At 64.0% G+C, this 13259-nt stretch carries 18 protein-coding genes; all 18 read left to right on the top strand.

Going from position 1 to position 13259, the window contains the following annotated elements; genetic code table 11:
- The first annotated feature begins 247 nt into the window (after positions 1–247).
- The 18 genes from AC1HFW_RS30385 to AC1HFW_RS30470 all read left to right on the top strand — a co-directional run bounded on the left by AC1HFW_RS30385 (position 248) and on the right by AC1HFW_RS30470 (position 13150).
- Positions 248–1855, top strand: a complete 1608-nt coding sequence (locus AC1HFW_RS30385; protein ID WP_009459716.1) for a DNA cytosine methyltransferase — start codon at positions 248–250, stop codon at positions 1853–1855.
- Between the two features lie 242 nt (positions 1856–2097).
- Positions 2098–2655, top strand: a complete 558-nt coding sequence (locus tag AC1HFW_RS30390) for a hypothetical protein (RefSeq protein ID WP_009459715.1) — start codon at positions 2098–2100, stop codon at positions 2653–2655.
- A gap of 331 nt (positions 2656–2986) precedes the next feature.
- Positions 2987–3199, top strand: a complete 213-nt coding sequence (locus AC1HFW_RS30395; RefSeq protein WP_003290186.1) for a hypothetical protein — start codon at positions 2987–2989, stop codon at positions 3197–3199.
- Positions 3200–3220: 21 nt separating this feature from the next.
- Positions 3221–3613: a hypothetical protein gene (locus tag AC1HFW_RS30400; RefSeq protein WP_009459709.1), complete on the top strand. Its 393-nt coding sequence runs from the start codon at positions 3221–3223 to the stop codon at positions 3611–3613.
- A 173-nt stretch (positions 3614–3786) separates the two neighbouring features.
- Complete coding sequence (locus tag AC1HFW_RS30405; RefSeq protein WP_009459708.1) at positions 3787–4473, top strand: hypothetical protein; 687 nt, start codon at positions 3787–3789, stop codon at positions 4471–4473.
- An 80-nt stretch (positions 4474–4553) separates the two neighbouring features.
- The gene (locus AC1HFW_RS30410) at positions 4554–5291 is read left to right on the top strand and encodes a DUF5983 family protein (RefSeq protein ID WP_009459707.1); all 738 of its coding nucleotides are present in this window, start codon (positions 4554–4556) and stop codon (positions 5289–5291) included.
- Between the two features lie 97 nt (positions 5292–5388).
- The gene (locus tag AC1HFW_RS30415) at positions 5389–5667 is read left to right on the top strand and encodes a hypothetical protein (protein WP_009459701.1); all 279 of its coding nucleotides are present in this window, start codon (positions 5389–5391) and stop codon (positions 5665–5667) included.
- A gap of 288 nt (positions 5668–5955) precedes the next feature.
- Positions 5956–6768 carry a hypothetical protein gene (locus AC1HFW_RS30420; RefSeq protein WP_019726335.1) on the top strand — a complete coding sequence of 271 codons (813 nt, stop codon included), beginning with the start codon at positions 5956–5958 and terminating at the stop codon, positions 6766–6768.
- Positions 6769–6892: 124 nt separating this feature from the next.
- Entirely contained in the window at positions 6893–7246 is a 354-nt protein-coding gene (locus AC1HFW_RS30425) for a DUF3085 domain-containing protein (protein ID WP_009459699.1), read from the top strand.
- Between the two features lie 368 nt (positions 7247–7614).
- Positions 7615–8532 carry a DUF3577 domain-containing protein gene (locus AC1HFW_RS30430; RefSeq protein WP_009459698.1) on the top strand — a complete coding sequence of 306 codons (918 nt, stop codon included), beginning with the start codon at positions 7615–7617 and terminating at the stop codon, positions 8530–8532.
- Positions 8533–8589: 57 nt separating this feature from the next.
- On the top strand, positions 8590–9279 hold the full coding sequence (locus AC1HFW_RS30435; protein WP_009459697.1) for a DUF3275 family protein: 690 nt from the start codon (positions 8590–8592) through the stop codon (positions 9277–9279).
- A gap of 94 nt (positions 9280–9373) precedes the next feature.
- Positions 9374–9697 (top strand): hypothetical protein, encoded by a 324-nt coding sequence (locus tag AC1HFW_RS30440; protein WP_009459695.1) that lies wholly within the window; start codon positions 9374–9376, stop codon positions 9695–9697.
- 102 nt (positions 9698–9799) lie between these two features.
- Positions 9800–10207, top strand: a complete 408-nt coding sequence (locus AC1HFW_RS30445; RefSeq protein ID WP_009459693.1) for a hypothetical protein — start codon at positions 9800–9802, stop codon at positions 10205–10207.
- 16 nt (positions 10208–10223) lie between these two features.
- A complete protein-coding gene (locus tag AC1HFW_RS30450; RefSeq protein ID WP_009459691.1) occupies positions 10224–10484 on the top strand; it encodes a hypothetical protein in 261 nt (86 codons plus the stop codon).
- Between the two features lie 76 nt (positions 10485–10560).
- A complete protein-coding gene (locus AC1HFW_RS30455) occupies positions 10561–11208 on the top strand; it encodes a hypothetical protein (RefSeq protein ID WP_019726336.1) in 648 nt (215 codons plus the stop codon).
- A gap of 25 nt (positions 11209–11233) precedes the next feature.
- Entirely contained in the window at positions 11234–12382 is a 1149-nt protein-coding gene (locus tag AC1HFW_RS30460; RefSeq protein WP_219805742.1) for a DUF6094 domain-containing protein, read from the top strand.
- Between the two features lie 51 nt (positions 12383–12433).
- Entirely contained in the window at positions 12434–12754 is a 321-nt protein-coding gene (locus AC1HFW_RS30465; RefSeq protein ID WP_009459687.1) for a hypothetical protein, read from the top strand.
- 90 nt (positions 12755–12844) lie between these two features.
- Positions 12845–13150, top strand: coding sequence for a hypothetical protein (locus AC1HFW_RS30470; RefSeq protein WP_009459685.1), 306 nt, complete (start codon positions 12845–12847; stop codon positions 13148–13150).
- The last annotated feature ends 109 nt before the right edge of the window (positions 13151–13259 follow it).

A 13259-nucleotide genomic window follows, 5' to 3' on the forward strand; every position in this document is an offset into this window, starting at 1 on the left:
GCCGGTGCCCGCCGGCGCAAAAACGGGCTCCCTTTGTGCGCGGATGTGCGCCAGACGATGCCGGCGCGAACCACGACATGCGCCGGGTGTGATTGCTGATGAGCAGACGGTTCTAGCGACGACCGGGCCTGCACCAGCCCACGGGTGGTTCTGTCCTCCCGAGCCGAAGGCCGCAGGGCCTTCGGCGCCTTTCTCCTGCCTATCAACGTCCCGGCCCGCCCCGGGCCACACGAACAGGAGACCCGACATGAACCCGCAACCTTGCACCCTTCGCGGTGCGCCCCAGGCCGCGCCACTGCTGTACGGCAGCGTGTGCAGCGGCATCGAGGCCGTGAGCCTCGCATGGCAACCCCTCGGCCTCAAAGCCGCGTGGTTCGCCGAGATCGAGCCGTTCCCGAGCGCCGTGCTCGCCCACCGTTACCCCCATGTGCCCAACCTGGGCGACATGACCGCGATCGCCCGTCAGGTGCGCGCCGGCATCGTGCCGGCGCCCGACATCCTGGTCGGCGGCACGCCGTGCCAGTCGTTCAGCGTTGCCGGCGCGCGCCAGGGGCTGAACGACCCGCGCGGCGCCTTGACCCTTGCCTATGTGGAGCTTGCAAATGCCATCGACCAAACCCGCCACCAAGACCGCCGCCCGCCGGCAACGCTCGTCTGGGAAAACGTCCCCGGCGTCCTCAACGACCGCAGCAATGCCTTCGGGCATTTCCTGGGAGCACTGGCCGGAGAAAGCCGTGCGCTCCAGCCGCCAGGGGAAAAATGGGCGCACGCTGGTTGTGTGTCTGGACCCCGCCGCCGCATCGCCTGGCGCGTGCTCGACGCTCAATATTTCGGTGTCGCCCAACGCCGCAAGCGCGTGTTTCTTGTGGCATGTGGTGGTGATGACCTCGATCCCTCCGAAGTACTTTTTGAGCGCACAGGCCTGCGCGGGGATTCTTCTGCGGGCCGCGCGCCGTGGCAAGAAGCTGCCCGCGCTGCTGGATCGGGTGCTGCTGCAGCAGGCGGATACGCAGGATTCGCTGGACTGAACCAGCCCTACGGCAAGGTCACGACGACGTTCGGATTCAGCGGCGGCATCGGCCCCGTCGATGTTGCGGCATGCCTGATGGCCGCGGGTCCCAAGCACGACATCCGCACCGAGACGTTCATGGTGCAGTCCATCGCCGGCAGCATCGCCCACACCCTCGACACCGCCAACAACGGCAAGGGCAGCAGCGAGGACGGTACGGGAAAGGGCGTGCCGATCATCGCCTTCACCGCCCAGGGCAGCGGCGCGGACGCCACGATCGACCTGACGCCGACGCTGCGTGCCGGCGGGCATCGCAACAGCCATGCGAACGCAGGCGTCGTACCCGCCATCGCCTTCGCGCAGAACAACCGCGGCGAAGTGCGCTTCGAGTCGGGGCATGGACAGGTGTCTTGCACCGTCCTGTCCAACGGCAAGCCGGGCTACGGTGTGCCGATGGTGGCCTGCGTTGCCCTGCGGGGACGGACGCAGGGTCTTGCCGCCGAACTGGGCGGAAGCGTTGCAGCGGCGTTGCGTACCAGCGGCGGCGGCGCAGACAAGCCCCATGTCCTGGCCCCCGACTTCGAGGCACATTTCCGCTACGACTGGAATGAATCCGGTGCAGCGGACTGGTCGCAATGGCGGGTGCGGCGGCTGATGCCCATGGAGTGCGAGCGGCTGCAGGGCATGCCCGACGACTACACGCTGATCCCGTATCGCGGCAAGCCTGCCGCAGACGCTCCGCGCTACAAGGCGATTGGCAACTCCATGGCCGTCCCGTGCATGGCTTGGCTGGGCAACCGGCTGGTGCAGTGCCTGCACAAGACGGACTTGACCGATTCGGATTGATCGACGACGCAGCCTGCCGGCCGCGCCATTCTCTCCCTGCATTGCCGATGTATCGGCAGCAGCCCGCAGCCAGGGTGTCAAGGCTGCCGTGGGTTCCGCCCACGCCACCCACCAGTTCGCTTCGGCATCTCACCGGCGAACGCTGCCCACCGGGGCATCGATGCCTCCTTTCTCCAACCCACGGGATGGTCGCCACGTCCCGTTAGGGGCATGTCGCCACCCGGTCGATTTCAGGATCTCCCATGGAAACCATCACCAAGCAAGACCGCATCACGCTGAAGAACCTCAAGGTGGCCGACTTCGCCAGCGAGGAAACGCTGTGCTTCACCGCGACCATCGTGTTCGACGGCATTCCCATCGCCGAGGCCCGCAACGACGGCCACGGCGGCTCGACGTTCCTCCACGCACTCAACGGCAAGGCGGCGCTGCTGGCGCAGGCCGAAGCCTTCGCCAAGGGCCTGCCGCCTGCGCCGCTCGACCTGGGCCACGAGGGTGAAGACCCTCATTACATCGCCATGACGCTCGACTTCCTGGTCGATGAGCTGGCCGATGCCATGCACGCGGAACGCAAGGTGCGAGCCGCGTTCAACCGCGACATCGGCAACAAGGTGCTGTTCATCAAGGACCGCAAACTGCTGTTCATCAAGGGCATCAAGCTCAAGGCCATCGCCGACCGCAAGTCGTACTTCGCTTCGCTGCGCGCCCGGCAGGCCCAGCCCATCGTCATCCTCGCCGAGCTGCCGCCCGAGCAGGCATTCGACCTGTGGAAGCAGCATGTCCTGGGCGACAAGCCCGACTGACCCAGCACCACCGCACCCTCCTGACAGCCCCGCACTCGACGCGGGGCTTTTCTTTTCTCTGAGCCCATCAATCGGGGCTGTGCCGGATGCGGTTTTCCAACTGACGCAGCACGGCCCTCGCAAGAAGCTGCCCGCATGTTCGCTGATTCGTCAGCACATGCCAGCAGCCAGGGTTCCAGGCTGCCGCGGGTCTCTCCCGCGTCACCCACCAGTCCGCATCGCATCAATTCTGCGGATGAGCGTCCCCGTGACGCTGATGCTTTTTATCAACCGCGTGCGGGAGCTGCCATCCCGTGAGGGACAAGGCCCCGCTTTTCCAAGGAGCCCGTCCATGTCCCAGCAAGCCTCTTTCGGCCAGTTGGCCCTGACCTACTGCGGCAAGTTCCTGCCGCTCGAAGTCTTGCAAAGCGCCGCCGGCCACTACATCGGCACGCGCGATACCGAAGGTCCCGTTTCGCGGGAATCCCGCGAGTACTTCCGCAGCTATGCCGCGGCTCAACGCGCCCTCGAAAGAGGCGGCTGGTCCCAGCTCGCCATTCCCTGATCCAACTGGAGAAATCACATCATGAACCAGCTACTGCCGCGGGAAGTCGTCGATCAGATCATGCGGGAAGAGCAGCATTTCGCTGCCGCGCCCCAAGCCTTCTTCGAGGCCTGGAAGCGCGGTGTCGAGATTGCTGGTCCCGAGTGGTTCGGCGACGGCACCCGTGAAGGCCTGAACCGGGCCAACACCAAGTGGGATTTGCGTCCCGACATGCTGCGGCTCAACGATGCCCTCGGCGTCCTGAGCAGCGGCGAACGCATGTTCCTGTCCGCCATGGTCAGCTTCTACAACGCGCGCGAGGGCGGTGCCATGCTCAAGCGCTGCCACTTCCACGGGCTGTCGGACTTCGACGGTCTCGATCTGGAACGCCGCAAGGTCATCGCCGACCTGCTGGTGAACTACAGCGGTTGGTGAGTCGGTCTCCGGCACGCCACTGTCTTCTCGATCCTCCCGTGAGGGACATGCGCTCATAAGGCCATGTCCCTCAATTTTTCTTCCCCATCGCCCGGCGCCAACGGCCCTGGGCTATTCCCTGCGGATGCCATCGTCCGCAGGGGCTGGCTCCGCTCTTCTCGAAAGGAGCCAGCATGGCAAACAACTACTACGAAGGCACGGGCGTTCTCGTGCTCGACCGCGTTACTCCCGTCATCAAGGCACTGTTCGATGCCTTCGCGCTCGACGAAAACCATCCCGGCAATGGGCAGGCCTACATCGCCCAGATCGCCGAGACCAATGATCCACGCTGGACAGATGTGCTGGACGGTCTGGAAAACCTGGCCACACAACTCGGAATCCCCATGCCCGACGACGAAGAGTTGTCGATTCCGCCTCTGCTTGAACGGCTGGCCGCGCACTTCGGTGCTGACCAGGACGGGGAGCTGGAGAACCTGATAGAGCACCACCACTTCGAGGACAGCGCGGACCTGGAAGCCCTGCTTCTGATCGCTACCCGCTTCGATGATGGCCATAACCTGACCGCCATACAGTTTGAGGGCTGCTGGTATTGCAGCAAGCCAAGGCTATTCGAGTTCGGCGGCAACGGCTGCTACCTGAGCCGCGAGGTCCAGGTCTTCAGAACGTCCTCGCAGGCGCTTCAACTCGGCGATCAACTGCGCAACACCATCCTGGCCGCCGACATCGAAGAGGCCTCAGCGTTGATCGCGCTGGAGGCCGCCAACCTGCTTGCCGGCATCACCGATGAGCAATTTCGCCTAAATGTGCGCCATCGCATCGCCGAACGGCTGGCTCAGACGTCAACGATCAGCGCCGACTGACGCATTTTCCACTTTCAACCCACCGGGTCCAATTCCCGGTGGCGGGGATTGGCTCCATTATTCAAATCTGGAGAGTTCCCATGTCCCTGAAACCCAATCCCTTTCTCCGCGGATACTGGAATCTGAAAATCGTCCGCACGCTGTGCATCAGCTACGAGGATGGAAGCCCGCATGTCTGGCGAATCATCCACCCGAGCCAAAAGCACCTTTCCGACGAGGAAATGATTTCATCCTCGTGCATCGTCACCAGCGATTTCGCCGTAGTCAGGAATGGTCCCGAACCCGTGAGTGCCGAGGTACTGGCCGAATGCGATGCCGGAGAAGGTGTCAGCGGCGAAGGCGTAATCGGCGCCGTGGTCTATGCCATCCATGGCGATGACTTCGACGGCCGCCCCATCCACGTCGGCGACGCCTATTCGGCAGAGGCAGCGCGGGAGGTCGTACAGCGCCTGAGTTTCGAGACCGGCTATTACAGCCGGTGCTGGGAAATCAGCAGCGCGCACATAAGCGAGGAAACCAGCCAATACCTCGCCAACCTGGCAGACCTCGCCACGCCGGAGGCCTTCCTGTTCATCGCGTTCCGGGTTCCGTACAGCCCGGCGATCGGCATCAAGCTGATCTCCACCCCCTGGACGGACAAGAACCTGGACCACGCCGAGGGCATCAGTGCGGAGCAGCTTCGCCAGGAGCACCGAAGCAAGGGTATGCCGGATGACCTGGCGAACGTCATTGAACTGGCTGGCCAGGCCGATGTGCGCATCCTGATTCTCGACGCCGACGCACCCGTGCTGTTGGGCCTGCCGTTGGCCGAATCCTAGCAGCCGCTCGACGCAACATCCTTCCTCTTTGTTCTCCCCCATACCGGCCCGTCTCCCTCCCGGAACCGGGCTGATCCATTTTCATAGGAGCAACCTCATGTTCCCCGACCTCATCTCGCGCACGCCAGACTTCGAGCACCAGCTCGGCGCCTGCGTCAATGCCATGGGCCAGGACGACGCCATCGGCCAGATCCTGGTATTCGAGCGCATGAGCGGCACGCTGCACATGCGCCATATCGCCAGCGCCGACCTGGTGGACACCGACATTGACGACTACGAAATGGTCGTCTTCGACGGTGGCAACACCAGCGGCGATACATGGAAGCATGTCTTCTTCCCACGTCAGCGCGAGCACTACTTCGTGTACGAAGCCTGACCCAACCAAGCCCCTTTCGAGGGGCTTTTTCTTGTCCGCAGCGCAGGAAAGCGGGTGCGACGCTGTGCGATTTCTTGCGGGCAGGCCGCCCATTCCAGAGCCATCCTTGCTCCATGTTCGTCGGCGTTGCCGACACATGCCCTGGCAGCCGAGACCTTCAAGGCTGCAAGTGCGGGAAACCGTGCTGGTCGTTTCTTCCTATGGACGTACCCCGTCCGTTCACGCCACCCACAAGGGACCTCTCCCTTGCGGGCGGGGAATCCCTTGTTCTTCCTCAAGGAGATTCCCATGGACCGTTCCCTCATCAAATCCATGATGCCTTCGCTTGTCGCGGGCCATATGCCTCGCAACGTGCGTTCGTTCAAATACCGCGTATTCGATGATCAGCCGCAGTCCTCGACGTTGGGCTTCGCCATCGACCCTCAGCCCTTCAACGGCAAGGTGGTCTCCGCGACCGACGATGCCATCGTCGTCAAGCTCAAGCCTTCCGAGTTCGCCGTGCTCGATCCCAACCTGGTGACCACCGTTCCCAGCGAGGGCGCCAAGGTCCATGTCCAACCCTACGCCCGGCGACGTTTCGACGGGCTGCGCGCGGACACCCCGGAAGTCGTCACCGAGAAGACTTCGGATGGCACGCCTTACACCATCACGAGGCATATCCTTGGCAAAGCACCCGCCAAGCTGCCAATTCCCGAGCCGCAGTGCATGGAGCTGGGCCAACTCATCGAGCAGTTGGAGGAGATGCCCGCGCCCGACGGGTTCCGGTGCATCACCCACATGCTGGTCGATGCAGGTGCCCGCGACTTCGCCTGGGTCGATCCCAAGCCCTCCAAGATCATCGAGACCCCGCCGGCGATCAGCTTCACGGTCTCAACCACCAAGTTCGAGGGTCAGGTGACGATCCTCTACGACCGTGGCGGCGACACCTACGTGGTGGAGCTGCACCGCGACGGTGAGTTGATCGATAGGCACGACGAGGTGTATTTCGACATGCTCGGTGAAGTGCTGGAGCGGCTCATCGACGACGGGCGCTGGCGCCTGATCGGCGTGAGCGTGATCGACGCCAAAGCCTCTCGTCAACGTCAGGCGGTTCCAGCCTGACGCGCCAGACAGGAAGCCTAGCGGCACGACTGATCAGTCCACAGCCTACCGGCGACTGCCCCACAAGCCTTCCATCCGTTTCGGTGGAGGGCTTTTTTCTTCATCCATACAGGAGATTTCAACCATGTCACTGCGATTCAGAGGCTCCGACCTGCGCCCCGTGCTTGCCGAGGCCATCGCCAACCAATGCCGCGTCGCCCTGGCCAAGGACCAGGGCGTGTACTTCCTCGCCGAGCGCGGAGAGCGCCGCCCCGATGGCCGCGTGAAGCTGCTGGCCTATGCCGTCGGCTGCAACCCGGATACCGACCCGTTCGATGACTGGTGGGAACTGGCACGCGCCGAGCTTGGCGGCGACGATTTCGGCGAGTTCTTCGACCCGAAAGACAGCGTTTTCACTCGCATTCTGCAAAGCTCAGATGATCTGGAGCTGTCCGCCACCGCTACGTATCTGTCACTGGCGGCGGTGGAATCGGCGTAGTCCAAAAATGTCCGCATACCCCTTGAAGCCCCCATTTCGGGGGCTTTCTTTTGGGCGGAACTGGGCAGCCTGGAAAAAATGGGAAGCGCCCGGATGCCGATTGATTGCTGTCGCGCGCGCGAGGCCCGGCCATGCTGACCCCATGCCTGCTGACGTTGTCAGCGACATGCCAGGCAACCATCGGTCTTCGAGGTTGCGTCGCAGTTCCCACTGCGTGACCGAGCCAGCTCGCACCGCATCCATCCGCGAGCGGCCACCAGTCTCTGGTGGCGGATGCTTTCGCCTTATCGACCCACCGCGGGGTTACGCACCTTTCCCCGCATGCGTGGGGCTGGTGTGTCTCCGCTTCTTCCCTATGGAGATTCACCATGAACACCACGTCCAACGAGAAATCGTATTTCGACCTCCACACCTCGGGCATCGGCTACATCCAGCGTGTCCGTGAAGTGCCTGTCCGGGGCGGCCGCCGTGCGCAGCCTTTCCTGGCATGCACCGTTGCCGCGCTGGTCGGCCCCGCCAGGGACCCCAGCTACCGCTACTTCGACGTCAAGGTCTCGGGTGCCGAGGCCAAGAACCTCGTCCAGCGCTACATCGGCGTTGACGATCCCAAGCAGCGCCCGCTGGTGCGCTTCCGCCTCGGCGACCTGTGGGGCGATGCGTACATCCGCGACAAGGGCGAGCGCAAGGGTGAAGCCGCCGCGTCCCTCAAGGCGCGACTGCTCAAGGCCGAGCCGCTTGACCGGGCCGAACTGGCTTCCATCAAGCAGCACGAGCTGATCACCCGCGGCATCGGCTACCTCAGCCGTCCGAAGGACGTCACCCCCAAGGATGGCGATCCGTTCCTGTCGTGCTGCGTCGCGGCTCTGGCCGGGCCTGTCGGTGAACCGGACTATCGGTACTTCGACACCATCGTCGCCACCCCTGAAGCCGAGCACCTGGTTCGCCGGTGCGTGCAGGCCATCGAAGGGGACCGCAAGGTGCTGATCGCCTTCAAGTTGAACGACATGAAGATCGATCCGTACATCCGCACCAAGGGTGAGCGCGCCGGGGAGCCGGGAGCGAGCCTGGAATCGACGCTGATCCACATCGGTCTGATCAAGATCGACGGCACCCAGGTCTATCCGACGAGCCAGGCGCAAGCCGAGGCGCCGCAGGCCGAGGACGCACCCGCGCCCGAAGCCGAGGATGCCGCCGACACCGCTGCCGACCAGCCTATCGAGTCCGCCGAGCGCGAGCCCGCAGGTGAAGTCGAAGAGCAGGAGCCGGCATTGGCTGCTTCGTTCTGATCCGGCATGGCCCCTCACGGGGCCTTGCCTTTTTCCTATTCCTCAAGGAGAAGCATCATGGCAGTCACATCGGCACCCGAGAAATCGGCCACGCCCATCATCGTCCCGGGCCAGCTCGCGCTGCGCACCATTCACGGCCGCAACGGAAAGTTCAACGTTGGCAAGCTCGAATGCCAACTCGGCAAGTTCACGATTAAAGACGCGGAGTTGGAGCAATACCCCGAGGGCAAGTACCAAGGGGAATTCGTTCTTCGCTACATCTTCCTCAAAGGCTATCCGATCAGCGACGGCAGCATGCGTTTCGAGATGCGCGCCAACCTGGACGGTATGACACTTTTCGGCATCGACAAGCTGAGCAAGGCCGAAGCACATAGCTTTGCTCCGCAGGAAGTCGATCCGCTCGATGAAGAGCAAGGGACACAGCCTGCGACAACGCCGGCCAAGCCCGCCAAGGCATCCAGGTCCGCCAAACCTGCACCCGTGCAGACGTCCGCGGACCCGCTGGTCGATACCACGCCCTTCGGCGTGGACGCGCCGCCTGCTGCGGCTGCTGCCCCCGGCAGCACCGAGGATGGCGACGCCGCGCTGTTCGGCCTGTTGTGGCCGCTGGGCGAGTCTGTGAAGCTGGATTCGACCATCGACCGCCGCACCCTGCGCGCGCAGATCGCCCGCCTGGGCGAACTGGGCTACGCGCTGGACTTCAAGACGCAGGAGTGGAGCCGCCAGGCCGAACTGCAACCTGCGTGATTGCAGACACCGCATCCGCGGTGTTCTTCATCCACCCGCCGGGGTTCCTTCCCCATGCGGGGGTGGCCTCGGCTTTCTTCTGGAGGTCTCCATCATGTCCATCATCACTTGCGATACACCCCGTTCCGCGCTGGACGAAACCGCGTGGCGCGCCGTTTGCAAGACGGCCGCCGAGCATGCCCAACGTGGTTGCGGCCTGTCCTGGGATCACTGGGTCACGCTTTTCAGCTCGGAGATCGACGCGCAAGCCAGTCGATTGCCGGAAAGCCAGCGCGTTCATGCGCTGGAAATCGCGACCCAGGAATGGGACTACGCAACACCCGCCGAACGGCAGGAAACCCAGGACTGGCTCGCTGAAAACGGCTGCTGTTCGCATGGGATCACGCTGGGTTGCTGCCCGGCCGGTTGCGGTTCCTAGCCCGCACTGCATTCCATCGCCGCACACGCGGCATTCCATCACCCGCTGGGGGTTCTTCCCCACGGGGAGGCCTCTGGCTCTACATTCTTCAGGAGGCCTCTCATGGGCTGGTATTTCTCTCCCCAATCGCGGTCTGAACTGATCGCGGAACTGATCGCACCGCAGGAGACCGAGCGCGCCAGCGTGAAGGTCATCGCCCACACGCTGCGCGGCAACGTCCTCTGGTCCGTCGCGGAAGTGACGGCCAGGGCCGAAGGCGTGCATCGTGATCTCGCACCGGGCCAGTCCCTGCGCTACATCCGCTGCGATCTTCTGGAGCGCAGCGGCAGCCAATGGGGCTACAAGCCCTTGGACGAGTCCATGCACCCGTACTACTACTCGTGCCCGTTGAGCTACCTCGACATGACGCCGGAGCAGTCCGCCGACTGGCGTGCAGGCGTTCGCGCCTACCACGCGCGGCGGCGCACCCCCACGGCATCCACGGCACCCGCCGCGGCGCTGTTGGCCTGAGTCAGGAGGAACCGACATGGACCCGATCCTGGCTGCGCTCCCCGCCTCACTGTTGAAACTCGTTGAAGGCAGTTTGTCCAACGACGAAGTGTCTTCCGACGAGGAAATGCAGGAGTACTTCATCAGCAACGGCCTTACCGAGGAACAGGCGCGGCAGGCGCTGACCTACCGCGACCAGTACCTCAACAACATCTACCTGGACGGCTTCACGCCGATCACCGCGGTGGACGAGGCGCTTCACTTCAACCCGCACACCCGGCAGTTCGAGCCGGACTGAGCGATTTTCTTCCACCCCCTGGGGCAGTACTTGCCCCGGCGGGCGGTGCTGTTCCCGTTCATCCGAGGACACCACCATGCCCGCAAACACTTCTTCCACGCTGTACCGCATCGACGAATGCCCGGACGTGATGGCCGACGCCTGCGTCGGCGATGACCAGGGCAACCTGATCTTCCTGTCCATCTGGGCGCGCGACACCGCCGTCCAGCAGTTCCTCGCTCGCCTGACCCTCGGGCGCGACGAGCAAGGACTGGACCAGTTCCACGTCATCACCGACCAGGGCGGCAGCGTCCCGGTGTTCGTCGGCAACGTCGATCGCCTGGAAAAGCGCATGACCCGCGCCTACCGGCGAACGCTGTTCGGTTCGCTGTCCAACGTGTGGCTGTTCGACCGGCGTTGCGTGAAGCCCGACAAGGCCAACGCCAGCGCGCTGGCATTGCTGCCACGCGACAGCTCCCACCGGCTTGACCGCCTGTGGATGCTGGTGCGGGACACCTGCCCGTTGCCGCTGCTCGACCACTGGCGCGAGACCGTGCTGGAACTGCTGCAAACCCGCGAGATGCTGGCCCGCCTTCCGTTCGCCCTCGGGCCGTTGGAAGGCCATCGGCTCGCCATCGACGTGCCGGCGCTGACCCTGGCGCTGGGTTCCCTGATCCGAAGTGACGTACTCACCGCCTATCCGTATCCGGCCAAGATTTGGACGCCGGAAGCGGTAGCGGCTTGACCCACCTGCGGAGGCACGCCTTGGCGTGCTTCCGCCATTCCTCCCCGCCAACCAGGAGACTTCCATGGCCCTCATGTTCCCGCGGCTTGCCCGCAATTTCGCCAAGAACGGTTACTACCCGACCGACGAACCCACGCTCGAAAGAGCCCTCAACGCACTGATGCCCAGCGACGGGCCGATGTGCATCCTCGATCCCTGCGCCGGCGAAGGCGTGGCGATCGCCGAAGCCGCCCATGCCCTCGGGCGCGAGCAGGCCAAGGCGTTCGCCGTCGAGTTCGACCCGGAGCGGGCACGTCATGCCCGCGGCCTGGTCGATCACTGCCTGCACGCGGACCTGATGGACACGATGGTCTCCAAGCAATCCTTCGGGTTGCTCTGGCTCAACCCGCCGTATGGCGACCTGTCCAAGGACGTCAACGGCAACATCGGCTACCAAGGCCAGGGCCGTGCCCGCCTCGAAAAGCTGTTCTATCAGCGTTCGCTGTCGCTGTTGCAGTACGGCGGCGTGCTGGTCTTCATCGTCCCCGGCTACGTGCTCGACGCGGAGTTGGTCGGTTGGCTGACACGCCACTACACGGACCTGCGCATCTACCGAGCGGTGGAAACGCAATTCAAGCAGGTGGTGATCTTCGGCCGAAGGGTGCGACAGCGTGAACAGGCTCCCGATGGCGTCAAGGCCGTGCGCAATCTGCTGCTGCAGGTTGGGCTTGGCGAAGTCGAAGCCGAGGAGCTGCCGAGCGATTGGCCGTTCCTGCCGTACATCGTCCCCGCCAGTCCGGCCGAGCCGGAGCATTTCTTCCGCGTGACGATGGAGCCCGAGCAGTTCGCCGACGAGGTTGGCAGGCTGCAAGGCCTCTGGCCGTCGCTGGACACGCACCTGGGGGCCGCGCAGCAGTCGCTGCGTCCACCGGCGCGGGCTTTGTCCCACTGGCATCTCGCCCTGGCTCTGGCCGCGGGCGCGATCTCGGGGGTTGTGCGCTCCAAGACCGGGCGCGTGCTCGTCGTCAAAGGTGACACCCACAAGGACAAGACGCTCCAGCGTGAATTCACCGAACGCGAAGACGGCTCGATCGCCGAGACCCGCATCCTCACCGACAAGTTTGTGCCCGTCATCCGCGCGTGGGACATGACGCCTGGCTCCGCGACACGGGGCGAGGTGTTGACCATCCGCTGACTCACCGGACGCGCTGCCGTCCTGCTATTCCCACATCGAAGGAGAAACACCATGTTCGCAAACCCGTTCAAGCGGCCCGCGCCGCAGAAGCAACCGTTGTTCGCACCGGGTACGCTGAAGTTGAGCGAGAAGGTGCATTGGTTGGCACGCAAAGGCCTGATCGACCCCTTGGCCTATGTCCAGCGCCACGTGCGCGGTGACTGGGGCGAGATCGACGAGGCCACCCGCCAAGCCAACAACGTCGCAATCCAACAGGACAACCTAATGATCTCGCAGTTCAGGATCACGCCGGACCTGGCACTGATCGTCAAGACCAGCGAGGACCATGAAACCACGGTGGTCCAGCTATCCGAGGAGCAAGATCTGATTTGACGGCCCCACATCGTCATTCTCATCCACCTGACGGAGCCACTTCACTCCGCCAGGGGTGTCGTGGCTCAATAACCTTTCAAGGAGGAGCCCATGGCATCACATCGCATCGAAACCTACTGCCAGAGGCTGGCGTTCCCCATCGGGGCGCTTATCTTCAGCAAAGGCATTGACCGCCTGGTCCGCTCGGGTCGCCTCGACCCGATCCCGTACTTCAGGCGCCACACCCGTGGTGACTGGGGCGACGTCAACGTCCAGCAATGGCAGGCCAACAGCACCGCGCTTCAATCAGGTGCTTCGCTGGCATCGCACTACGTGATCCACCCGGGGCTGGCCATTCGCATCGTTACCGACGCGGAGCGCCGCGCCACCGTCATCGTTCTGCCGTCCGAGGACTGAGCACGGTTCACCCGCTGGCCATCCAGGCCAGCACCTTCAACCACCTTCGGCCACGCGCCGATTTACTTCCCACCACGGGGCATGCCACTGCCCCACTGGGGGTGGTGCA

The organism is Achromobacter sp. ISS7 (genome assembly GCF_056523125.1).